This is a genomic window from Microbacterium sp. 69-7 (assembly GCF_001897985.1).
Taxonomy (GTDB): Bacteria; Actinomycetota; Actinomycetes; order Actinomycetales; family Microbacteriaceae; genus Microbacterium; species Microbacterium laevaniformans.
Genome location: NZ_MKRU01000057.1, coordinates 1 through 22,264 on the forward strand (window position 1 = coordinate 1; position 22,264 = coordinate 22,264).

The 22,264-nt window shown below is 68.4% G+C and carries 25 protein-coding genes and 1 pseudogene; 16 read left to right on the forward strand and 10 right to left on the reverse strand.

Annotated elements, in window-relative coordinates; translation table 11 throughout:
• The 3 genes and pseudogenes from BGN98_RS04920 to BGN98_RS04930 form a co-directional block, all read right to left on the reverse strand.
• The coding region (locus BGN98_RS04920; protein ID WP_288119942.1) for a transposase at positions 1-317 on the reverse strand (317 nt) is incomplete at its 3' end.
• 62 nt (positions 318-379) lie between these two features.
• Positions 380-1,030: a DUF6226 family protein gene (locus BGN98_RS04925; RefSeq protein ID WP_288119944.1), complete on the reverse strand. Its 651-nt coding sequence runs from the start codon at positions 1,028-1,030 to the stop codon at positions 380-382.
• A 42-nt stretch (positions 1,031-1,072) separates the two neighbouring features.
• Positions 1,073-1,928 (reverse strand): annotated as a pseudogene (locus tag BGN98_RS04930) (IS5 family transposase).
• Positions 1,929-1,955: 27 nt separating this feature from the next.
• Here BGN98_RS04930 and BGN98_RS04935 point away from each other — a divergent pair.
• Positions 1,956-3,194 (forward strand): IS30 family transposase, encoded by a 1,239-nt coding sequence (locus tag BGN98_RS04935; RefSeq protein WP_502687814.1) that lies wholly within the window; start codon positions 1,956-1,958, stop codon positions 3,192-3,194.
• Position 3,195: 1 nt separating this feature from the next.
• On the opposite strand, the gene BGN98_RS04940 is transcribed toward BGN98_RS04935, so the two are convergent.
• Positions 3,196-3,657 carry an IS3 family transposase gene (locus BGN98_RS04940; protein ID WP_288119947.1) on the reverse strand — a complete coding sequence of 154 codons (462 nt, stop codon included), beginning with the start codon at positions 3,655-3,657 and terminating at the stop codon, positions 3,196-3,198.
• A gap of 20 nt (positions 3,658-3,677) precedes the next feature.
• The gene (locus BGN98_RS04945; RefSeq protein ID WP_016464551.1) at positions 3,678-3,965 is read right to left on the reverse strand and encodes an IS3 family transposase; all 288 of its coding nucleotides are present in this window, start codon (positions 3,963-3,965) and stop codon (positions 3,678-3,680) included.
• A gap of 40 nt (positions 3,966-4,005) precedes the next feature.
• On the opposite strand from BGN98_RS04945, the gene BGN98_RS04950 reads away from it, so the two are divergent.
• Both BGN98_RS04950 and BGN98_RS04955 read left to right on the forward strand, forming a co-directional pair.
• Positions 4,006-4,374 (forward strand): hypothetical protein, encoded by a 369-nt coding sequence (locus BGN98_RS04950; protein WP_036286572.1) that lies wholly within the window; start codon positions 4,006-4,008, stop codon positions 4,372-4,374.
• A 39-nt stretch (positions 4,375-4,413) separates the two neighbouring features.
• The gene (locus BGN98_RS04955) at positions 4,414-5,100 is read left to right on the forward strand and encodes a GNAT family N-acetyltransferase (protein ID WP_271171053.1); all 687 of its coding nucleotides are present in this window, start codon (positions 4,414-4,416) and stop codon (positions 5,098-5,100) included.
• A gap of 31 nt (positions 5,101-5,131) precedes the next feature.
• Here the strand turns inward: BGN98_RS04955 and BGN98_RS04960 are convergent, their stop codons facing one another.
• The gene (locus BGN98_RS04960) at positions 5,132-5,740 is read right to left on the reverse strand and encodes an HD domain-containing protein (protein ID WP_061681757.1); all 609 of its coding nucleotides are present in this window, start codon (positions 5,738-5,740) and stop codon (positions 5,132-5,134) included.
• 182 nt (positions 5,741-5,922) lie between these two features.
• On the opposite strand from BGN98_RS04960, the gene msrB reads away from it, so the two are divergent.
• Genes msrB through BGN98_RS04975 form a run of 3 tightly spaced genes read left to right on the forward strand, consistent with a single transcriptional unit; the run spans position 5,923 to position 7,472 of the window.
• Positions 5,923-6,402: a peptide-methionine (R)-S-oxide reductase MsrB gene (gene msrB, locus BGN98_RS04965; protein WP_061681755.1), complete on the forward strand. Its 480-nt coding sequence runs from the start codon at positions 5,923-5,925 to the stop codon at positions 6,400-6,402.
• Positions 6,399-6,947, forward strand: a complete 549-nt coding sequence (gene msrA / locus BGN98_RS04970; RefSeq protein WP_016465389.1) for a peptide-methionine (S)-S-oxide reductase MsrA — start codon at positions 6,399-6,401, stop codon at positions 6,945-6,947. The genes msrB and msrA overlap by 4 nt, the downstream gene beginning before the upstream one ends.
• Before the next feature lie 60 nt (positions 6,948-7,007).
• Positions 7,008-7,472, forward strand: coding sequence for a hypothetical protein (locus BGN98_RS04975; RefSeq protein ID WP_036286566.1), 465 nt, complete (start codon positions 7,008-7,010; stop codon positions 7,470-7,472).
• On the opposite strand, the gene BGN98_RS04980 is transcribed toward BGN98_RS04975, so the two are convergent.
• Entirely contained in the window at positions 7,438-7,602 is a 165-nt protein-coding gene (locus BGN98_RS04980; protein WP_005049019.1) for a hypothetical protein, read from the reverse strand. The two genes, BGN98_RS04975 and BGN98_RS04980, sit on opposite strands and share 35 nt — an antisense overlap.
• A gap of 151 nt (positions 7,603-7,753) precedes the next feature.
• Between BGN98_RS04980 and BGN98_RS04985 the strand changes: the two genes are divergently transcribed.
• From BGN98_RS04985 to BGN98_RS04995, 3 genes are read left to right on the forward strand one after another with little or no spacing between them, the layout of a single operon-like run.
• Entirely contained in the window at positions 7,754-8,179 is a 426-nt protein-coding gene (locus BGN98_RS04985) for a hypothetical protein (protein WP_061681754.1), read from the forward strand.
• 45 nt (positions 8,180-8,224) lie between these two features.
• Positions 8,225-8,611 carry a hypothetical protein gene (locus BGN98_RS04990; RefSeq protein ID WP_036286560.1) on the forward strand — a complete coding sequence of 129 codons (387 nt, stop codon included), beginning with the start codon at positions 8,225-8,227 and terminating at the stop codon, positions 8,609-8,611.
• 4 nt (positions 8,612-8,615) lie between these two features.
• Complete coding sequence (locus BGN98_RS04995) at positions 8,616-9,815, forward strand: cation:proton antiporter (RefSeq protein WP_036286557.1); 1,200 nt, start codon at positions 8,616-8,618, stop codon at positions 9,813-9,815.
• Between the two features lie 9 nt (positions 9,816-9,824).
• Here the strand turns inward: BGN98_RS04995 and nrdI are convergent, their stop codons facing one another.
• Positions 9,825-10,265 carry a class Ib ribonucleoside-diphosphate reductase assembly flavoprotein NrdI gene (gene nrdI / locus BGN98_RS05000; protein WP_005049028.1) on the reverse strand — a complete coding sequence of 147 codons (441 nt, stop codon included), beginning with the start codon at positions 10,263-10,265 and terminating at the stop codon, positions 9,825-9,827.
• Between the two features lie 193 nt (positions 10,266-10,458).
• Between nrdI and adhE the strand changes: the two genes are divergently transcribed.
• The 5 genes from adhE (at position 10,459) to BGN98_RS05025 (ending at position 17,746) form a co-directional block, all read left to right on the forward strand.
• Entirely contained in the window at positions 10,459-13,179 is a 2,721-nt protein-coding gene (gene adhE, locus BGN98_RS05005; RefSeq protein WP_288119956.1) for a bifunctional acetaldehyde-CoA/alcohol dehydrogenase, read from the forward strand.
• A 122-nt stretch (positions 13,180-13,301) separates the two neighbouring features.
• Positions 13,302-13,598 carry a DUF1905 domain-containing protein gene (locus BGN98_RS05010; RefSeq protein ID WP_036318308.1) on the forward strand — a complete coding sequence of 99 codons (297 nt, stop codon included), beginning with the start codon at positions 13,302-13,304 and terminating at the stop codon, positions 13,596-13,598.
• A complete protein-coding gene (locus BGN98_RS05015) occupies positions 13,591-14,070 on the forward strand; it encodes a prepilin peptidase (RefSeq protein WP_288119961.1) in 480 nt (159 codons plus the stop codon). Before BGN98_RS05010 ends, BGN98_RS05015 begins: the two co-directional genes overlap by 8 nt.
• 60 nt (positions 14,071-14,130) lie before the next feature.
• Complete coding sequence (locus tag BGN98_RS05020) at positions 14,131-15,159, forward strand: YihY/virulence factor BrkB family protein (RefSeq protein WP_288119964.1); 1,029 nt, start codon at positions 14,131-14,133, stop codon at positions 15,157-15,159.
• Positions 15,160-15,223: 64 nt separating this feature from the next.
• Positions 15,224-17,746 (forward strand): glycogen/starch/alpha-glucan phosphorylase, encoded by a 2,523-nt coding sequence (locus BGN98_RS05025; protein ID WP_288119967.1) that lies wholly within the window; start codon positions 15,224-15,226, stop codon positions 17,744-17,746.
• 230 nt (positions 17,747-17,976) lie between these two features.
• Here the strand turns inward: BGN98_RS05025 and BGN98_RS05030 are convergent, their stop codons facing one another.
• Together BGN98_RS05030 and BGN98_RS05035 are read right to left on the reverse strand one after the other, a co-directional pair.
• Positions 17,977-18,708 carry a glutamine amidotransferase gene (locus BGN98_RS05030; protein ID WP_288119970.1) on the reverse strand — a complete coding sequence of 244 codons (732 nt, stop codon included), beginning with the start codon at positions 18,706-18,708 and terminating at the stop codon, positions 17,977-17,979.
• Entirely contained in the window at positions 18,705-19,556 is an 852-nt protein-coding gene (locus tag BGN98_RS05035) for a LysR family transcriptional regulator (RefSeq protein ID WP_036286540.1), read from the reverse strand. The genes BGN98_RS05030 and BGN98_RS05035 overlap by 4 nt, the downstream gene beginning before the upstream one ends.
• A 200-nt stretch (positions 19,557-19,756) precedes the next feature.
• Here BGN98_RS05035 and BGN98_RS05040 point away from each other — a divergent pair, with 200 nt between their 5' ends.
• Both BGN98_RS05040 and BGN98_RS05045 read left to right on the forward strand, forming a co-directional pair.
• A complete protein-coding gene (locus tag BGN98_RS05040) occupies positions 19,757-20,692 on the forward strand; it encodes an NAD(P)-dependent oxidoreductase (RefSeq protein WP_016465379.1) in 936 nt (311 codons plus the stop codon).
• 39 nt (positions 20,693-20,731) lie between these two features.
• Positions 20,732-22,261 (forward strand): CoA-acylating methylmalonate-semialdehyde dehydrogenase, encoded by a 1,530-nt coding sequence (locus BGN98_RS05045; protein WP_061681745.1) that lies wholly within the window; start codon positions 20,732-20,734, stop codon positions 22,259-22,261.
• Positions 22,262-22,264: the final 3 nt, after the last annotated feature.

A 22,264-nucleotide genomic window follows, 5' to 3' on the forward strand; every position in this document is an offset into this window, starting at 1 on the left:
TGATGGACACGCGCGATGGTCGAGTCGTTCGAGACGACCCAGTCGATCTTCCCGGCAGCGTCGGCCTGCTTCTGCACCTCGGCGAGCAGCTTCTCCCAGGTGCCGTCCTCGGCCCACCGGTTGAACCGCTTGTAGATCGAGTTCCACTTCCCGAACCGCTCCGGCACGTCCCGCCACGGCGCCCCGGTGCGGTACTTCCACGCCATGCCCTCCACCGCAAGGCGGTGATCCGCCCACGGCCGAGACCTTCCCGTCGGCACCGGCATCAGCGGCTCCATCACAGCCCACACCTCGTCAGAGACCTCGTGTCGCGTCACCGTTCAAGACTCGCCCACCGGAACCCGAAACCACTTGATCAACACGGCCTAGGCCGTGTTGATCAAGAGGCTGACGCCGAGCGCGGCCATGAGTCCCATCCGTCGGGAAGGGCGCGGAGGATGGGTTTGGCGTCTTTGAGGCGCTGGGCAGGAAGATCTTGGGAGCGGGACCTTCCGGAGCTCGCGCCGTCGGGATAGGTGAAGGCGTAGTCGACCCAGGGGCGAAGTCCGCGTTCAATCGTCTCTCGGTAGTTGCCGCTGACGGTCGCCAATACTTGCTGCTCAAGTTCATCGGCTTCGGCCTGCCAGCTCGAGTCGCATGCGTCGCAACCGCAGATTGGGTAGTGGAAGTCGTGCAATAGGCCCGCGTGCATGTAGATCCCCGGGTAGGCGGTGAAGACCATCGTCAAGGACGCGCACTTCGGATCATTGGGCCGTATCCGCACGGCGCGCACTACATCATGAAATGCGGGACGCAACAGATCGGCCGCCGCCTCAACACCTTCATCGACTTCGACGTCGTACGTCTCTCGGAGGTGCGCGATTAGGGCATCGGCGACAACGTGGATCGGTGCGAACCGCTCGGGATGTGTGTCGACCGAGTATGTGTCCTCCGGAGGCGACCCGTGCCACCGATTCCCATAGTTGACCACGGCGCCGTCAGCATCGCGGAACACCGGCGCGTCGATCAAGGGGCGGACGTAGGAACTCATTCCGTCATCCTGCCTCATCCTTGCGGTCCGTCCGGCCCGTGCTCAGACCGGACGGGACAGGTCCGTCTTGATCCAGATCAGCGTGGCGGCGAGGCTGACGGCGGCTCGGTAGCTGCGGAGGAGCTTGTCGGAGCGCATCGCGATGCCGCGCCACTGCTTGAGCCGGTTGAAGCAGCGCTCGACGACGTTGCGGCCCTTGTAGCGTTCCTTCTGCTGTTCGCCGAAGTCGATCGGCCGGCCCGGCTTCTTGCGGCGGTGCGCGACCTGGTCATCACGCTCCGGGATGGTCGCCGCGATACCGCGGTCGCGGAGCCAAGCACGGTTCGCCTTCGACGGGTACCCCTTGTCGGCGAGCACCCGGTCCGGGCGGGTCCGTGGCCTGCCCTTCCCGTCGCGGGGGACGCGGATGTCCTCGAGTACTGCGGTCATCATCGTGGTGTCGTTGATGTTCCCGCCGGTGATCATCATCCCCAGCGGCCGACCGCGACCGTCGCAGACCAGGTGCAGCTTGGTCGTCAGCCCGCCACGGGAGCGTCCGATCCCGTGATCAGGCGGCTCGAACCACGGATTCTTGTGATTCGGCAGAGCCCCCTGTGTCCCGCTTCAGGGTCGCGCCGTGCTGATGCACACGAGCGATCGTGGAGTCGATCGAGACGACCCAGTCGATCTTCCCGGCAGCGTCGGCCCGCTTCTGCACCTCGGCCAGCAGCTTCTCCCAGGTGCCGTCCACGGCCCAACGGTTGAACCGCTTGTAGATCGAGTTCCACTTCCCGAACCGGTCCGGCACATCCCGCCACGGAGCCCCGGTGCGGTACTTCCACGCCATCCCCTCGACAGCCAACCGATGATCCGCCCACGGCCTCGACCTCCCGGACGCCGTCGGCATCAACGGCTCCATCACGGCCCACACCTCGTCAGAGATCTCCTGTCGCGTCACCGTTCAAGACTCACCCAGCCGGGAGCGAAACCTCTTGATCAACACGGCCTAGGCGTGGAGTCGCATCAGGCGCTGGATTGGGACAAGGGTATCCGCGTGTTCTCAAAGGGGCGCATCTACCCGGACGGACGGGTGGCGCTCTACAAGCCGGCGGAGATACTGGCGAACGTGAAGAAGCCGAGGACGGTCTGGCATCAGGGTGAGCGCGTCGATCTGGGGCGGGTCGAGCGGGTGATCGATGCCCGCTACCTCAGTCTGCTGGAGCGCGAGCGGCTGAAGGATTTGCAGCAGGGCGGCTTGTCGATCCGGCAGATCGCCGCCTTGATGGGTCGTGCCCCGTCGACGATCAGCCGTGAGCTGCGACGCAACACGGTCAGTCGCCACGGCTACCTGCCTCACTCTGCGCACCGAGCGTCAGTGAAGCGGCGCGAGCGACCCCGGCGGGCGAAGCTCAGCCTCGAGGGGCCGCTTCGGGACTATGTGACGGCGAAGCTCGCGAAGCGGTGGTCGCCGGAGCAGATCAGCTGCCGGCTTCGGCGAGACTTTCCGCATGACCTCGGGATGCGTGTGAGCAGCGAGACGATCTACCAGGCCGTCTACGTCCACGCGCGCGGCGAACTCAGGCGCGAGCTCGCCCGGTCGCTGCGCCGGGGTCGCGGCGCGAGGAAACCACACCGCGACCCGCAGTCCCGCACCGGTCGCTTCGTCGATCCGATCACCCCGCTGGCGGAACGCCCTGCCGAGGTCGAAGACCGCATCGTGCCCGGGCACTGGGAGGGCGACCTGATCGTCGGCGGAAGGCAACGCTCCGCGGTCGCCACTCTGGTCGAGCGCACTACTCGCTACACGATCCTCGGCCATCTGCCCGTTGAACGCACTGCGGAAGCAGTTCGCGACAGCCTGGTCGTGGCCTTCGCTGATCTGCCCGCTGACCTGCGGCGGACTCTGACCTGGGATCAGGGCGCCGAGATGAGCGAGCATCGCTCCTTCGCCGCGGCGACGAACATGCAGGTCTACTTTTGCGACCCTGCATCGCCCTGGCAGCGCGGCACGAACGAGAACACGAATGGGCTGCTGCGCCAGTACTTGCCCAAGGGCAGCGACCTCAGCGCCCACGGCCCCTCCGACCTTGCCGCGATGGCCGCCGAGCTCAACGGCCGTCCCCGGAAAGCCCTCGATTGGGACACCCCGGCCGAACGCTTCGCTGCTTTAGTGGACAGCGCATAGATCAGACCGTTGCGACGATCGCTGGAATCCAAGTCGTCGGGTGCTCCGAGATGTCCCAGAGCCACACCTTGTTCGGCCCGTTGGCGACGAACTCGTGCCGGACCACGCCGTGCTCGTCGACGACCGCGAGGAGATCGTCGTGCGGCGCCGGCCCGGTACTGCCGGGCTTGCTGCGCTTGCGATGGTGCGATGCGTGAATCCCGGCGATCCGGCAGAGTCGGTGCACCCGGTTCTCGCTCGCGATGATGCCGTGCTCGGTGTCGAGCTCGTCGGTGAGGAACCTGTACCCGAGGGTGAGGTCATCCGCATGCAGGTCGTAGAGCACGTCAATGAGGTGCGCGTCGTCCCAGTCCCGCTGAGAGACCGGGTCCTTGAGCCACTGGTAGTACCCCTGCCTGGACAGACCCAGGACCCGCAACGCCACCGCGACCGGCACCCGCACGGGAGCGCCGGCCGCAGCCATCTCGTGGACGAGCGGGAAGACTATTTTCCCGGCAGGTTCGCCTGCGACAGATACGCCGCGGCCCGCCGCAGCACCTCGTTCTCCTGCTCCAGCAACCGGATCCGCTTGTTCGCCTCACGCAACTGCTTGCGCTCATCGTCGGTCAGCCCGGACCGTTTGCCGTCCTCCACGTCGGCCTGCTTCAACCAGTTGCTCAGCGAGCCTTCGGAGATACCGAAGTCCTTCGCGATCTGCGCCAACGGCGCTTGACCCTTCCGGGCCACAGCCACGACATCATCGCGGAACTCTCGGGGATAGGGCTTTGCCACAGGAACATCCTTCCAGCGAGGACGAATCCTCACAGTTCAGATGTCAACCAAACTCGGGGCAGACCCCCTCGGTCCACTCATCGGGGGAGTCGGGTTCGCCACGGTTTTCCTTTCGTCTCTGCTCGGCTTCGCCCCGTGGAGCCTGTTTTGGCTCGTCGTCGCCGCGTCCGCGGGCCTCGGGTTCCTCAACTCCGCTCTCGCCGTCCTCCTCGAAGAATCGGCGTACCACCGGTTCTCAAGGACTCGAGACGTCCTCAACCTGCTTGCTGCCGGCGCCATCGAACCCGTCTGGTTCCACGCCGCCCACGCGTGGTGGCGCACCATCGGCCTCGTCCGCGCCGTCACCCGGCGGAAAGCAGAATGGGGAACGCAACAAAGAGCCGGTTTCACACCGACGCGATCCCGCTAATGTCTCAACCGATGCAAGGAACTATCTGGGTAGCGTCACATCTCGTCGTCGTCGTCGGCTGCCTTTCACTTCGCCGAACGCGCCGGCATCGACGCGAACGTTCTGCGCGACGTGCTCGACGCCGGACCCATGGCGTCGGTCGTATCGCGGGGTAAGGCTCAGAAGCTTACCGACGACGACCTGGCGGCGCAGGCGGCGATCGCCGACGTGCTCAAGAACGCGCGGCTCGCCGAGACGGCGGCAGACGCGGCCGGCTCCGCCCACCCGCTGATCACGGCCAGTCGCGAGCTCTACGAGAGCGCGGTCGCCGACGGCAGGGGAGAGCTCGACATGATCGGCGTCATCGCCGTTCTCCAGGCGCGTGCCGATGCGCGAGCGCCCGGGCCCTGGACTCTCGAGCTCACCCCGTTCGACGACTCCGACGCTGACCGCCTCAGACAGGGCCAGCGCCAGGAGCTCGACGCGCGCTACGGTTCCGGCGATCACGAACCGGGTGCGGCGCCGTCGGTCCGTGGTTCCGGGGTCGCCAGCGCGGTGCTTCGCAAGTTGGAGGAGCACGCTCGTCCCCTCGGTGCCCGACGTCTCGTGCTGGAGACCGGTACGGCTCAGCCCGACGCGATCCGCTTCTACCAGCGCGAGGGATACGCGCCTATCCCGCTGTTCGGTTCGTATGCCGGGTCGGACGTGTTGGTCCGCTTCGGCCGCGACCTCCTCGTCCCGCGCTGACCGATCCGCACGCTCGGGCGCGGAAGCCTGGTCAGATCGACAGCCGTTCCAGCGGATTTTCCGCGAGCTTTTCGATGACGCCGCCGTCGACGAGGCGTCGTGCCGCGGTGTCGGGCTTGCGTGCCGCCTGGTCGAGCACGCAGGCGCCGAACTCCGCGGCGAGCGCTCCCCGGGGATAGACCGCGAGCACCTCACGGCGAAACGCTTCGGGAAGCGCCTCCGGCCGGGCACCCGAGATATCGAGACCGGTCGCGACCTCCAAGAGGTATCCCTCGGCATCCATCGCCGGATCGACCCGCGGCCAGTTGTGCCGCACGATCACATCGAGCGCGCGGGCGCGACGCTCCACCGGCCACCCCGCCCCGGCCGTGAGCGCGACAGCGACGTGACCCCCGGCGTGCTCGTACGAGACGGTGTGGTTGTCGAACGCGGTGACGGTGCCGATGTCGTGGAGCACGGCGGCGACGTAGAGGAGCTCGTGGTCCACCTCACCGATGCCGTCGATGCGCGCGAACGCTTCGGCCCACAGCCAGGAGCGCAGGGCGTGGGCCGTGATCGCGGGCGACTGGTACTGGCGGGCGAGTTCGAGCGCTCCGCGCGCAGCCAGGGTGTCGGGTGCGTGGAAGTCGGTGAGGTGCATGGATCCAGTCTCGCGACGGACGCGCCCACAGAGGATGCCGGGGCCGGTCGAGCCTCGACGTATTCCTGCCAGACAAGGCGGCCAGAACTCACAGCCGGCGCCCAGCCTCACGGGACCAAATCGGGCGCATCCTCTGTTGGAACGAGTGATGCCGCAGCCAGCGGCATCGCAGAGGAGGCACCATGTCGAAGGACTACCACAAGTCGCCCGAGGCGCTCAGCCGCCTCACGGAACAGCAGTACGCCGTGACACAGGACGAGGGCACCGAGCCTCCGTTCCGAAACGCGTACTGGAACCTGCACGACGACGGCATCTACGTTGATGTCGTTTCGGGGCAGCCGTTGTTCTCGTCGAACGACAAGTTCGACAGCGGCACGGGATGGCCGAGCTTCACCCGCCCGATCGATCCGGATGCCGTGGTCACGACCACCGATCGGACGCTCTGGATGACGCGCACCGAGGTGCGCTCCTCCGGCGCGGACAGCCACCTCGGTCACGTCTTCGACGACGGCCCGCGCGCCGAGGGCGGACTGCGCTACTGCATGAACTCGGCGTCGCTGCGCTTCGTGCCCGTCGATGAGCTCGCAGACCAGGGTTACGGTGAGTATCTCGGCCTTTTCCCCACCCCCGACAGCCCCACTTCCGAGGAGGATGCAGCATGACCAGCGGACCCAGCGACACCGGAGCGATCACCCAGCCGGCCGGCACCGAGACCGCGATTCTCGCGGGCGGCTGCTTCTGGGGAATGGAGGATCTGATCCGTCGCCAGCCCGGAGTGATCAGCACCCGCGTGGGGTACACGGGGGGTCAGAACGACCACGCGACCTACCGCAATCACCCCGGTCACGCCGAGGCGGTCGAGATCGTGTTCGACCCGAGCGCGACCACCTACCGTGACATCCTGGCGTTCTTCTTCCAGATCCACGACCCGTCGACGCTGAACCGCCAGGGCAACGACATCGGTACGAGCTACCGTTCGGCCATCTTCCCCGTCACGCCCGAGCAGGAGCGCGTCGCTCGTGACACCATCGCCGACGTCGACGCCTCCGGCCTGTGGCCGGCTCCCGCCGTCACCACGATCGAGCCCCTTGGATCGTTCTGGGAGGCGGAGCCCGAGCATCAGGACTACCTGCTGCGCTATCCGAACGGCTACACCTGCCACTTCCCGCGAGCGGGCTGGGTGCTGCCGTCCCGCGCTGACGCCTGATCGACGGTCCGTGCGCCTCGAAGCTGTGAGCCGCACATCTTCGGGGCGTACCGTCAGGCCATGAGTACACCGAGCACGACCACGACCTCGTCCGCCAGCGCCCCCCTCGGCCTCGGATCGGTGCTGGTCGGCTCTCTGCCGTCCGCGCTGATGACTGCCGACGCCCCCGCCCGCTACACCGTCGAGGCGGTGTTCACTCGGCGCCCGCAGCGTGAGGAGATCGCCGAGATCCTCGGCGATGAGACGCGGGAGACCCTCGTCCGTGAGGGGTATCCCACGGTCGAGCTCACGGTCTCCGACCGTCGGCTGGAGATCGCGAACACCACTCTCGAAGAGCTCCGCGACGGCCTGGGCAGCGTGCTCGCCGAACGTCTCGCCGCCATCAGTGACCACGCGCACGAGCGTCGCGATGCGGCCGCGCGGCGCGACGAGAAGACGGCGGAGAGCGAGCGCGAGCGAGCCGCGGCCGTCGTCGCCCTCGCCGCCTCGGTCAGCTTCGGGGCCGGCGCGAACGTTGCCGGATGATGCCGAAGACGATCGTGCCGATGAACAGCACGATGCCGATGATGGCGAGCCACAGCAGGCCCGGGAAGGCGAAGCCGACGATGGACAGTACTGCCCAGGCGACGAGCAGGATGATGAGTACGGTCCACATGGTCCCGACCCTACGCGCCTTTCCCGCCCGGCGGGCCGGATCGTGCGGACCGGCGCCCGAGAGGCGCGGTCAGCACTCCCACAGGCCGCTGTGAGATGGTGGGGACATGCTCCACTGCGGTGATGGCATACCGACCTGAAGGGACGGTGCCATGCCTGCCTGGTGGGAAGAGATGTTGCACATCGTGACCGGTCGTGTCAGCCGACACGACGATCTGCCCGATCTGCGGGGGCTCGCGACGCGTCGGGTCGCGCTCGAGAAGACGCATTTCCTGGTCAACGACCGCGAGCGGCGCGGTGATGAGCGGCGCACCTACGTCATGCGCCACGTCGCTCCGACCCGGCACGACGTCGCTTCGGTCGCCGTCTCCTCCAACGGGCGAGGTGTCGGCTCACTGCCGCACGAGGTCGCCGTCTCGGTCGCACCGATCCTGCACCGCCTCGGAGGCGCCGCTCTCATCAACGGCGTCGGGTCCCGACCGGGAAGCCTCCGGCTGTGGGTGGATCTGCCGACTTCGACGGCGCTCGCCGACTTCGCCGTGCACCGCGACGGGAAACGTCGCGCGCACGACTCATGACGCGTCGCACCCGGCTCTGACGCTGCCGCGGAGCACAATGTCCTCATGGCCGACCCGATCTGGAAGAACGACCCCGACGAGCACGACTTCCCCGCGGCGGAGGACTATCTCCGCCTGATCGCCGCCCCTGAGCGCGCAGGTTCTCTCATCGCCGCTCTGCGGACAAGGGCGACGGTGACGAAGAAGGCGAAGGACATCCTCCGTGCGGCGGGTCTGCCGATTCTCCCCACGGACAACCCGCACGTCGCCGACGATCTCCGCAAGGTCCGTGCGGGAAAGCCGTTGTCGCCCGTGCTTATCGTGCACGGGGACCTCACGCGCGGTCTTCCCGCACAGATCGCCGACGGCTATCACCGGGTTTGCGCGAGTTGGTATCTCGACGAGAACACCGAGATCCCGTGCCGCATCGTCGGCCCCGACGCCGCGGCGTGAGCGCATGACCCTGGAGACGCTCGCGCTCGTCGGCGCGGTCGCGTTGCTCGGCCCCCTCCTGTCAGCGGGCACGCGATGGCGCGTGCCGGTCGTGATCGGCGAGCTCGTCGCCGGCATGATCATCGGTGCGTCGGGCCTGCATCTGGTCGACACCACCGACGCCACGTTCAGCTTTCTGGCAACGCTCGGATTCGGTCTCACGATGTTCGTCGCGGGGACGCATGTGCCTCTGCGTGACGCCCGTCTGCGGCCCGCCCTCGGCCGCGGCGCGCTGCACGCGATCGTCGTCGGCATCGCTGCGGCCTGTGCGGGGTGGGCCCTCGCCGCTGTCTTCGACACGGGCCACGCTGCCATCTACGCCGTCGTGATGGCCTCCTCCTCCGCCGCGCTCGTGCTGCCGGCCGTGCAGCAGACGCGCCTGGGCGGTGCGCAGCTCCTGCCCACGATCGCGCAGGTCGCGATCGCCGACACCGCCTGCATCGTCGCGTTGCCGCTGGCGATGGATCCCGAGCGCGCACCGGTCGCCGCCGTCGGTGCGCTCGGGATCGCGGCCGTCGCTTCGCTGCTCGCCCTCGCCCTGAGGTGGGCGGATCGTGGCGACCGGTGGAAGCGTCTGCGCGAGACGAGCAAAGCGCATGAGCTTGCGATCGAGTTGCGCGTCAGCCTGATCCTCGTCTGCAGCCTCGGCGCGCTCGCGACGGTGTCGCACGTTTCCGTGCTGCTGGCCGGGTTCGCCGGGGGCCTGGCTGTTGCCAGCGCCGGCGAGCCGCGGCGGCTCGCGCGCCAGCTGTTCGCGGTGACGGAGGGGTTCCTGTCGCCGCTCTACTTCGTGTGGCTGGGATCGTCGCTCTCGCTGGGCAGTCTCCTGGCGTCGCCGTCGTACCTCCTGCTCGGACTGCTGCTCGGCGTCGGTGCACTGATCGCGCACCTCGTCGGCGCGCTGATGCACCAGCATCCACTGTGGGCCGTCATCGCGGCGGCGCAACTCGGCGTTCCCATCGCCGCAGCGACGATCGGCGCCGAGACGGGCGCGCTCGCCGCGGGGGAGCAGGCTGCGCTCGTGCTCGGCGCGATCATCACCATTGGAGCCCTCGCGGCCGCCGCCGCGGTCGCGTCGGGCCGCGCGTCGTTCTCGCCGACGGGAACGCAGGCAGCGGGCGCCGCGCCCGGGTCGGTGACGCGCTCGGGGCGCCCGCCGACCTGATCGGCTGGTTCAACCTGCGTTGCGGACCTCGTCCAGCGCGGCATCCAGCGTCGCAAGGATGGCCGCGCACCGCTCCACATCCTCGCGGGTGCCGGCCAGCTCGAACTCGAACAGGACGGGGCGCCCCGACGTCTGTGACAGCTGCCGCGCGGCGGCCTGATAGTAGTCGCCGAAGTTGCGGTTGCCCGATCCGATGATCCCGACCATTCGTCGTCGCGTCATGGGCGAGCGCAGGAACGCCCGCACGCCGGCCGGCAGGGTGACCTCGTCGGCGTTGCCGGCCTTGTACGACGGCGTGAGCAGGACCCAGGGGCCGCTCGGCTCGCCGCGCCTCACGTCGGAGCGGGCGAGATTGAGCACCCGCCGACCGTCGATCCGCGCGAGAGCCTCCGCGAACCGGCCGGTGAGGTTCGACGAGGAGGAGTAGTAGTACACGGGGATCTTCCGCATGTCGACAGTCTCATCGGATGCCGCCGCGTCCGCTCGCCGCATCGGCGTGACAAACCCTCGGCGGCGGCCGCATCCACGTCGCTTGTGTGGTCAGACCACATATGTCATACTGATCTCAGACAGGCCCGAGAGCCCTCGGACCCGGAAAGCGATGACGCGGACACCGTGTCCGCGCCGGGTAGGAGAACCCACAATGTCCACCTCGATCGATGCTCTGGTCGAAGGCGCACAAGCCGCGCTCGCAGAGTACGCATCCTTCACGCAGGAACAGGTCGACCACATCGTCCGCAAGGCGAGCGTCGCGGCCCTGCACTTCCACGGCGAACTCGCGCTCATGGCGGTCGAAGAGACCGGCCGCGGCCTGTTCGAAGACAAGGCCGTGAAGAACATGTTCGCGTGCGAGCACGTGACGAACTCGATCATCAACCAGAAGACGGTCGGCGTCATCTCGCACGACGAGATCACCGGCATCACCGAGATCGCCGACCCGGTCGGCGTCATCTGCGCCCTGACCCCCGTCACCAACCCGACCTCGACCGCCATCTTCAAGTCGCTCATCGCGCTGAAGACCCGCAACCCCATCGTCTTCGGTTTCCACCCCGCCGCCCAGAAGTGCTCCGTGGCCGCGGCGAAGATCGTCCGCGATGCGGCGATCGCCGCCGGCGCCCCCGAAAACTGCATCCAGTGGATCGAGGAGCCCTCGATGGAGGCATCCGGCGAGCTGATGAACCACCCGGGCGTGGCCCTCATCCTCGCCACCGGTGGCAACGCGATGGTCCGGGCCGCCTACTCCTGTGGCAAGCCCGCCCTCGGCGTCGGCGCCGGCAATGTGCCCGCCTTCATCGAGCGCACCGCGAAGGTCGGACGCGCCGTCAACGACATCGTGCTGTCGAAGTCGTTCGACATGGGCATGGTGTGTGCGAGCGAGCAGGCCGTCATCCTCGACGAGCCGATCGCCGCCGAGGCGCTCGCCGAGTTCGCGCGACTGCACGCCTACATGGCCACCGCGGACGAGAAGCGGATGCTCGAGGAATTCATCTTCGGCGTCACTGCCGACAGCGAGAACTGTGCCGGCGCCAAGCTGAACCCGACCGTCGTCGGCCAGTCGCCGCAGTGGATCGCGGAGCACGCGGGCTTCACCGTTCCGGAGAACACGTCGATCATCCTCGCCGAGGTCGGCAGCGTCGGCCCGCAGGAGCCTCTCACGCGCGAGAAGCTCGCGCCGGTGCTCGCCGTGCTGCGCGCCCAGACGCCGGCGGAGGGCATCGACCTCGCGCGCCAGATGGTCGACTTCGACGGTCTCGGCCACTCGGGTGCGATCCACTCCAACGACCAGGACGTCATCGCTCAGTTCGGCGCGGTCGTCAAGGCCGTCCGCATCATCGAGAACAGCCCGTCGGCGCTCGGTGGCATCGGTGACATCTACAACGCCTTCATGCCGTCACTGACCCTCGGCTGCGGCTCCTACGGTCACAACTCGGTCTCCAACAACGTCTCGGCGGTGAATCTCTTGAACGTCAAGCGCATCGGGCGTCGCAACAACAACCTTCAGTGGTTCAAGATCCCCGCGAAGACGTACTTCGAGCCGAACGCGATCCGCTACCTCGGCGACATGCGCGGTCTCGAGCGCGTCACGATCGTTACCGACGAGACCATGACCAAGCTCGGCTACGTCGACCGCATCATGGATGTGCTGAACCGCCGCGAGAACCGTGTGCAGGTGCAGCTGATCAACACGGTCAAGCCGGAGCCCAAGGTCTCTGAGGTCCGTGCCGGCGCCGACTTGATGCGTCAGTTCCAGCCCGACACGATCATCGCCCTCGGCGGCGGATCGCCCATGGATGCCTCCAAGGTGATGTGGCTGCTCTACGAGAACCCCGAGATCGAGTTCTCCGACATGTGCGAGAAGTTCTTCGACGTGCGCAAGCGCGCATTCAAGTTCCCGGAGCTCGGCAAGAAGGCGAAGCTGGTCTGCATTCCGACCACGTCGGGCACCGGCAGCGAGATGACCCCGTTCGCCGTCATCACCGACGACGAAACGGGCATGAAGTACCCGCTCGCCGACTACGCCCTGACCCCGTCGGTGGCGATCATCGACCCCGTGCTCACCAAGGTGCTGCCCGGCTTCCTCGTCGCCGACGCCGGCTTCGACGCCCTGACCCACGCCACCGAGGCGTTCGTCTCCGTCTACGCCAACGACTACACCGACGGCCTGTGCCTGCACGCGATCAAGCTCATCTTCGAGAACATCGAGCGCAGCACGAAGGCCCAGCCGAACTCGACGGATGCCGAGGACATCAAGGCCCGCGAGAAGATGCACAACGCGGCATCCATCTCGGGCATGGCCTTCGGAAACGCGTTCCTCGGGATCGTCCACGCCATGGCGCACGTGACCGGCGCGACCTATCACCTGGTGCACGGCCGCACGAACGCGGTCTACCTGCCCCACGTGATCCGCTACAACGGCACCGTCCCGACCAAGCTGACCAGCTGGCCGAAGTACGAGCGCTACATCGCGCCCGAGCGGTTCCAGGAGATCGCCAAGCACCTGGGCCTTCCGGCAGCCACCCCGGAGGAGGGCGTGGAAAGCTACGCCCGCGCCGTCGAGGAGCTGCGCGACCGGGTCGGCATCGAGCGGTCGTTCCAGCAGCAGGGCGTCGACGAGACCACCTTCATCTCGGGCCTGCAGGAGCTCGCCCTGGCCGCGTACCGCGACCAGTGCGCTCCGGCGAACCCGCGGATGCCGATGATCGAGGACATGAAGACCCTCATGGAGGCGGCCTACTACGGCACCTCCTTCGAGGAGGTCCGCGCGGCCCGCAAGGTCGCCCACGCCGAGAGCGAGGCCGTGACGGGAACCGTGCGCACGGCGCCCGCCAAGGCGACGGCCAAGAAGGCCAAGGCCAGCGCCTGACCGACGCTGCGGAACGAAGGGGGCCGGGGGAGCATACCCGGCCCCCTTCTCCGTGCCCGCCGGGCGTCCTCGAGGCTGTGCACACCGTCGACGGCGGCGCACGAGGTCGCTACGATGACCGCGTGCGCTTCGAGTTCGACGGGGAGATCTTTCGCTGGGACGCCCGGCGCGAGGACTGGTACTTCGTCGAGCTGCCGGGCGAGCTCAGTGCCGACATCCGCGACCTCCCGCGGCCGCCGCGCGGATTCGGCGCCGTCCGCGTCGCGGTCGTCATCGGCGGCTCGCAGTGGCGCACGTCCGTCTTCCCCGACGCGCACCGCGCACGCTACGTGTTGCCGTTGAAGCGATCGGTTCGCGAGGCCGAGGGCATCGGTTCCGCGGGCACCGTACGGGTGGCGCTGGAGGTTCTCGATGGCTGATCCGGCCACGATCCTCGCCGCGTCGGCTTACCTCGTCGCCGCCGTGGCCGGCGTGGTCCTCACCGTCGTCGACGTGCGCACGCACCGCCTGCCGAACAGGATCGTTCTTCCTGCGTTGATCGTGACGATCGCGCTTCTCGCGGCGTCCTGTGCGTTCGGCGGCCCATGGGCCGCGCTGGTGCGCGCGCTCGGTGCCGGCGCCGCGCTGTTCGTCTTCTTCGTGCTGCTGCGCGTGGCGGGGCGCGGGGCGATCGGCGGCGGCGACGTCAAGCTGGCCGCGCTCGTCGGCGTGCTTCTCGGCTGGGTCGGATGGTCTGCCGTGCTCCTCGGGGTCGTCGCCGCTTTCCTCGCTGCGGGCGTCGTCGCCATCGTCCTGCTGGCCGCGCGACGGGCGACCAGGTCGACCCGCATCCCCTTCGGGCCGTTCCTCGTCATCGGGACGTGGATCGGAGTGCTCGCCGACCTCGTGTGACGCACGGCGGCCCCTGTCAAGGCCCTGTGCGTCGTGCGTGAGGTGTATATCCTGGGCGGCATGGATCTGTCCCGCATCATCGCGCGCGCCCTGACGCTCACGCCGGTGCGAGCGTTCCTGCGCTACAGCGAACGGCGGGGGCCGATGCTCGCCGACAGCGTCACCTATCGCACGCTGTTCAGCCTCTTCGCGGCGGTCTTGCTCGGATTCTCGATCGCCGCCCTGTGGCTCTCCGGCGACGCGGATGCGTGGCGGGCGCTCGTGGCGGCCGTCGACCGGGCTGTGCCCGGCCTCGTCGGCGAGAACGGTCTCGTGAATGTCGACAAGATCTCGCTCCCGGTCGGCCTGTCGATCGCCGGCGCGCTCTCGCTCGTGGGTCTCGTCGGTGCCGCGATCGGTGCGATCGGGTCGCTGCGGACGGCGATGCGCATCGTGTGCGACAAACTCATCGACGACGTTCCCGTGTGGATCGTCCTGCTGCGCAACCTTGCGCTGGCCGTCGGCGTCGGCGCCGCGCTGCTGGCCTCCGCCGCCGTCACCATGATCGGCACCGCCGGACTCGACGTCGTCGCCCAGTGGCTGGGTCTGGCCCGCGAAGACCCGGCCATCGCGTGGGGCACCCGCTGGCTGGCCATTCTCGTCACCTTCGTCTTGGACGCCGTCGTCGTCGCGGTGCTGTTCCGGGTGCTGTCGGGGGTGCGGGCGTCGGCTACGGCGCTGTGGACGGGGGCCCTGATCGGCGCCGTCGGGCTCACGGTGCTGCAGCAGCTGTCGGGGCTCTTCGTCGGCGGAGCCACGTCGAACCCGCTGCTGGCCTCGTTCGCATCGCTCATCGCACTGCTGCTCTGGGTCAACCTGTCGGCGCAGGTGATCCTGATCTCCACGTCGTACATCTTCACCGTCGCGGAGGAGCAGGACGACCGCGTGCGTGCGCGCTACGGGTCTGCGACCTTCCTCCAGCGTCGGGTGCGGACGGCGGAGAACGCCGTCGCGCTCGCCACAGCCGAGCTCGAAGCGGCGCGCCGCGCCGAACGCGGCGAGCGCGAGCGCTCCGCCGCCTCGTCGCGGGCGGATGTAACGACCAGGTAAGGGCCTCGTGAAGATGACCCCCGTCGATGTGCATCCGGCGGGGGTGCACGTTAGCGTGTGATCTGTGTCAGAACCCGAAGCCGTAACCGCTCCTGCTCCCGCGCCCCACCCGCTGAGCGCGACCCACCCCCTGGCGCTCGCGCCCGTGACCGGGCCCGCCAGTTCCGTGGACGGATTCGTCCGACAGTTCCTGCGCAACCTCAACTACGAGCGGGGCGTCGCATTGTCGGCCTCCAGCCCGAACGACCGCTACTTCGCGTTCGCGATGACCGTGCGCGACTACCTCATGGCCCGGTGGCTCGAAGACCTCCGCCGACAGCGCGTCGTCCAGGCCAAGGGTGTCTGCTACCTCTCCGCCGAGTATCTGCTGGGCCGTCAACTGGACAACAACCTGCTCGCGAGCGGCCTCACCGAGATCGCAACCGAGGCGATGACCGCGTGCGGCATCGACATCGACGACCTGCGTGCACAGGAGGTCGAACCCGGGCTCGGCAACGGCGGCCTCGGGCGCCTCGCGGCCTGCTTCATCGATTCGCTCGCGACGATGGGCGTGCCCAACATCGGCTACGGCATCCGCTACGAGTACGGCATCTTCCGCCAGACGTTCGTCGACGGACAGCAGGTCGAGCAGCCCGACGCGTGGCTGACGCTCGGCTCGCCCTGGGAGTTCCCGCACCCCGAGGCGGCACGCCGCATCTCCTTCGGCGGCCACACCGAGACCTACGACGACGCCGGCGTCACCCGGTCGCGCTGGGTGCCGGGCTGGGACGTGCTCGCCGTCCCCTACAACTACATGGTGCCCGGCTACCTCAACGGGCGCGTCAACACGCTGCGGTTGTGGAGTGCCAAGGCGACCGACTCGTTCGACCTGCGCGTCTTCAACTCCGGCGACTACGAGGAGGCCGTGCGCGCCCAGACGTTCGCCGAGAACATCTCCAAGGTCCTCTACCCCGAGGACTCCACGCCGCAGGGCAAGGAACTGCGGTTGCAGCAGCAGTACTTCTTCGTCGCGGCATCCATCGGCGACTTCCTGGAGCACACCCTCCCGGCTGACTTCGACATCGACAAACTGCCCGACCGTGTCATCTTCCAGCTCAACGACACCCACCCGGTGATCGGCGTCCCCGAGCTCATGCGGGTGCTCGTGGACGAGAAGAAGCTCGAGTGGGATGCCGCCTGGGCGATCACACAGCAGTGTTTCGCATACACCTGCCACACGCTGCTGCCGGAGGCGCTGGAGGTCTGGTCGGTTGACCTCCTCGGGCGGCTTCTGCCGCGCCATCTGGAGATCATCTACCGCATCAACGAAGAGTTCCTCGAGGCGGTGCGCGAACGCTACGGCGATGACGAGATGCGCATCCGCAACATGTCGATCATCGGCGAGTTCCCCGAGCGCAGCGTCCGGATGGCGTACCTCGCCACGGTCGCCGGTGCGAAGGTGAACGGCGTCGCCGAACTGCACTCGCAGTTGCTGCGCGACAAGGTGCTGCCGGACTTCAACGACTTCTTCCCGGGCAAGTTCACGAACGTCACGAACGGCATCACTCCGCGCCGCTTCGTGCGCCTCGCCAACCCCGGGCTGTCCGAGCTGATCACGGAGGCGATCGGCACGGGGTGGCTCACCGACCTCGAGCGTCTGCGCGAACTCGAGGCGTACGCCGAAGATCCCCAGTTCCGTCAGGCGTTCGCCGAGGTCAAGGCCGCCAACAAGCGTCGCCTGGGCGATGCGCTGCGGGCGCGCGACGGTCTCGAGATCAGCGACGGCCACATGCTCGACGTCATGGTCAAGCGTCTGCACGAGTACAAGCGGCAGATGCTCAAGCTCCTTCACGTGGTCACGCAGTACGAGAGCATCGTGTCGGGGCGGGTCGCGGCATCCGACGTCCTGCCGCGCACCGTCATCTTCGGCGCGAAGGCCGCTCCGGGCTATGCCATGGCCAAGCGCATCATCCACCTCATCAACGCCGTCGGAGAGGTCGTCAACGCCGATCCGCGCGTCGAGGGGCGTCTGAAGGTGCTGTTCCCGCCGAACTACAACGTCACACTTGCCGAGCGCCTCATCCCGGCCGCCGACCTGTCGGAGCAGATCTCGCTCGCCGGTAAGGAGGCCTCCGGCACCGGGAACATGAAGTTCGCCCTCAACGGGGCGTTGACGATCGGCACCGACGACGGCGCGAACGTCGAGATCCGTCAGCTCGTGGGCGATGACAACTTCTTCCTCTTCGGCATGAGCGAGCCCGAAGTGGAGGCGCTGTGGGCCCGGGGTTACAAGCCCGCCGACTTCTACCAGGGTGACGAGAACCTCCGCCGGGCGATGGATCTCATCGCCTCCGGCGCGTTCTCGGGCGGCGATCGCAGCGTGTTCGAGCCGATCGTGTCGAACCTGCTCTACGACGACCGCTTCATGGTGCTGGCCGACTACTCGTCGTACGTCGCGACGCAGGAGCGGGCGGATGCCGCCTACGTCGACCAGGATGCGTGGACCCGGTCCGCGATCCTGAACGTCGCGCGCTCCGGCTTCTTCTCGTCCGACCGCTCGATGCGCGACTATATCGAGCGCATCTGGCACACGCCGCCCCTGCTCTGAGAGCTGTCAGCGGCTTCGACTCGCTGCGCTCGCTCAACGACCGGCCCGCCTCGCGTCCCGGTCGTTGAGCGAGGAGCGCAGCGACGAGTCGAAACGCGCCGCCTCGCCTCGCCTTGCCTTGCCTGTCCGCAACTGCAAGGCGTGCTGACCGGCACGCCGCCTCCGCGAGGGATGCGGCGGCGTGTCGCGCGGCATCCCTTGCATTTCGGCTCGCGCCTGCGCACGCGGTGTCAGCGGGCGTAGCGTTCGACGAACGCACGCAGGATACTGCCGGTGTGCACGACCGGCAGCCGGCGCACCGCCGCGAGGGTGAGTTCCAGCTCGTCCGCTCCGAAGTACCCGTAGTCGGCATACGCCCGGACGCGTGTGCTGATGCCCTCGACGTCGCACTCCGGGTGGAACTGTGTGGCGTAGACGTTGCGGCCCACGCGGAACATCTGCACGGGACAGGCCTCGCCTCGAACGAGCAGTGTCGCCGTCACCGGCAACGCGGAGATCGCCTCCTTATGGCCGACGAATGCCGCGAAGCGGTCGGGCAGGCCGGCCAGCAGCGGGTCGTCGTGCCCGGCGCCGGTCTTGTCGACCTCGATGACGCTGATGGGCTCCCGGTAGGTGCCGTCGATGGCAGCGCCCTGATGTGCGCCGAGGGTTCCCACGCCGTAGCAGGCGCCGAAGAAGGGGAAGTCCCGCGCCACCACCTCGTCGAGAAGGGCGGCGATCTCCGCCTCGACGCGCCGCTGCGCGGGTGACTTCTTCTCGATCGGATCCGACGCGTTGAACGGCCCGCCGCCCACGAAGATGCCCGAGTACGCGTCCAGGTCCACCTTTCCGAGGGGCCCTGCCTCCATCCGCACGCGGACGAGCTCGTCCGGCGACAGCCCGGTGAAGCGGAGAAAGAGGCGGTACTCCTCGTCGGCGGGTACGTCCTCCGCCCGGGTCCCGAGCAGCAGGAACGGCTTCATCCTCGGACCGTTTCGATGTACGAGATGAGGGCTTCCAAGGTGGCGGCGACGGCGGGGTTTCGAGGCCCCTCGTCGCGAGCGACGGCCCAGTAGGCGAGAGGGTGCGCGTAGGCGCCGTCCAGCACCCGGGTCAGGCGCGGGTCGGCGTCGCCGAGGAAATCGGGCAGGATGCCGATGCCCGCTCCGGCCGCCGTCGCCTCGACGTGTGCGAAGACGCTCGTCGAACGGACGGATGCCGGCGAGTCCGGCAGCTCCTGCAGCGCGCGGTCGAGCTCATCGACCTGCAGCGAGCTCTCCACGTAGTACACGAGGGGGTGTGCGGCCAGCTCGGCGATCGAGTCGGGCCTACCCGCCTCGTCGAGATAGTCGGGTGTCGCGTAGAGACGAAGCGCGTACGCGCAGACCGGCGTCGCGTACGCCCGCAGCACCTGAGGTCGACCGACGACGATCTCCAGATCGACGCCGGAGCGGTTCTGGCGGACACGCTGCGTCGCCGAGAGCAGCTCGACCGCGAGCTGCGGGTGCTCGCGTCGCAGAGCGGTCATCGCCGGTGCGAGGAAGACCGAGGTGAAGGCATCGGGGGCGGAGACGCGCACCATGCCGTGCACGGCATCGGCGTTCTCCCCGTCGATGAGCTCGCGCAGTGACGCTTCGATGCGCTCGGCGATCGTCACCGCACGGTGACCGAGATCGGTGACCTCCCAGCCGCCGGCGGTGCGGACCAGGACACGTCCTCCCATCGCGGACTCGAGCGCCGTGACCCGACGGGACACCGTGGAGTGATTGACCCCGAGAACCTCGGCGGCGGCCGTGTAGCGACCCAGGCGCGCGACCGACAGGAATGTCATCAGCGCGTCCAGTGGGGGATCCGGGGGAGCGGCAGGCATGCCGACGAGTGTGCACCAGTGCACACCTGCGGTGCAAGTTTGCGGCGAGTGTGTGCATTGATCCACGGTCACGCGGTGCCTACGCTGGCCACGGGCGACGTCGAGGACGACGGCGGCCACTGCCCGCGACGACGACCGTCGCCGGTGTCGAAGGGAGTCTCATGTCCACGATCGCCTTCATCGGATTGGGTCACATGGGTGCGCCCATGTCGGCGCACCTCGTTGCCGCGGGGCACACCGTCCATGGCGTCGACCTCAACCCCGCTGCTGCGGCGGCCGCCGCCGAGCGGGGAGTGCAGATCGTCTCCTCGGTTGCCGAGGCCCTCGACGGCGCGGATGCCGCGATCACCTCGCTGCCCAAGCCCGAGCACGTCCGCGGCGTGTACGGGGGCATCGACGGCATCCTTGCGCACGCGGCGCCGTCGACCTTGCTGCTGGACACCTCGACCGTCGACGTGGAGACATCGCGCTGGTGCCACGCCGGAGCGCAGCAGCGCGGTCTGTCGTTCGTGGATGCGCCGATCTCCGGCGGAACCGCGGGCGCGGAGGCGCGCACGCTGACGTTCATGCTCGGCGGAGGTGCCGCCGACGTGGAGAGGGCGCGGGAGGTCGTGGCGCCGATGGCAGGCAACGTCATCGCCTGCGGTGAGGCGGGAGCCGGCATCGCCGCGAAGCTCGTCAACAACATGATGCTCTTCATCTCGGTCATGGCCGTGTCGGAAGGCTCGCAACTCGCGGAGCAGCTCGGTCTGGATCCGCAGGTGTTCTGGGACGTCGCCCGCGTCTCGTCGGCCGACTCGTGGGCGCTGCGCACCTGGTATCCGGTGCCGGGCATCGTCGAGAAGGCGGCGGCGAACAAGAATTTCGACGCGACCTTCTCCGTCGAGCTCGCCCGCAAGGACTGCGCACTGGCCGTACAGGCCGGAGACGACACCGGCGTGCACCTGCCGGCGGCGCGTCTCGCGCTCGGCCAGCTCGACGACCTCATCGCCGAAGGCCTGGGGGGCAAGGACTGCACGCTGGTCGCGCGGTTCGCCTCGCCGGACGGCACCCTCCGCGGCTACGACCCGTCCCGCGACGGCGCGTCCGCCGCCTGACCCGCCATCCCCTGCACACCCCGATCGAGAGGGCAATCCATGACCACCGCATCCGCACCGCAGACCTCCGCCGATCCCACCGGCTCGGTCACCGTGATCCCGCACATCGTCGCCGGAGAACGCGTCAGCCCCCAAGGCCGGACCGGTCCGGTCTTCAACCCCGCCTCGGGCCGGCAGAGCGGAGAGGTCGCCCTGGCCTCGGCCGCGTTCGTCAACGAGGCCGCCCGCCGCGCCCAGGCCGCTCAGCGTGGTTGGCGCGACACCGGCCTCGGCAAACGTCAGCAGGTGATGTTCCGCCTCCGCGAGATCGTCGCCTCCCGCGCCGAGGAGCTGGCCCGCATCATCACCGCCGAGCACGGCAAGACGGTGGACGATGCCCTCGGCGAAGTGGCTCGAGGGCTCGAGAACGTCGAGTTCTGCACCAGTCTGATGCACCACCTCAAGGGCGACTACTCCGAGCAGGTCGCGTCGGGCGTCGACGTGCACCAGGTGCGTCAGCCGGTGGGTGTGGTCGCGTGCATCACGCCGTTCAACTTCCCCGCGATGGTGCCGCTGTGGATGGTGACGACCGCCATTGCCGCCGGCAACGCCGTGATCCTCAAGCCCAGCGAGCGCGACCCGTCGGCGGCGGTGTGGCTGGCCGAGGCCTTCGCCGAGGCGGGGCTTCCCGACGGCATCCTGAACGTCGTCCACGGCGACAAGGAGGCGGTCGACGCACTGCTGGACGACCCGATCGTGCGCGCCGTGTCGTTCGTAGGCTCGACCCCGATCGCCAGGTACATCTACGCGCGTGCCGCCGAGAACGGCAAGCGCGTGCAGGCGCTGGGCGGAGCGAAGAACCACATGATCGTCATGCCCGATGCCGATCTGGACGCCGCCGCGGATGCCGCGGTCTCGGCGGCTTACGGCTCGGCGGGGGAGCGCTGCATGGCCGTGTCGGTCGTCGTCGCGGTCGGCGACGTCGCCGACCCGCTGGTCGCGAAGGTCGCCGAGCGCATCGGCGGACTCGTCGTCGGCGACGGCACCGACCCCGACAGCGACATGGGCCCGCTGATCACGCGCGATGCCCTCGAGCGTGTCCGCGGCTTCGTCGCGGGAGCTGCGGACGAGGGCGCCCGCATCGTGGTGGACGGCCGCGAGCTCGCGGTGGACGGCGACGGGTTCTTCATCGGACCGTCGCTCGTCGACGCCGTGACGCCGGGCATGCGCGTCTACGACGAGGAGATCTTCGGGCCGGTGCTCTCGGTCGTGCGTGTCGCCTCCTACGACGACGCCGTTGCGCTGATCAACGACAACCGCTACGCCAACGGCACCGCGGTGTTCACCCGCGACGGCAAGACCGCCCGCCAGTTCGAGTACGACATCGAGGTCGGAATGGTCGGGGTCAACGTCCCCATTCCCGTGCCGATCGGGGCGTTCTCGTTCGGCGGCTGGAAGGACTCGCTGTTCGGCGACACGCACATGTACGGCCCGGAGGCGTTCAACTTCTACACGCGCCGGAAGGTCGTCACGACGCGGTGGCCCGACCCCAGCGAGAGCCAGATCAGCCTGGGCTTCCCGACCCACTGAATC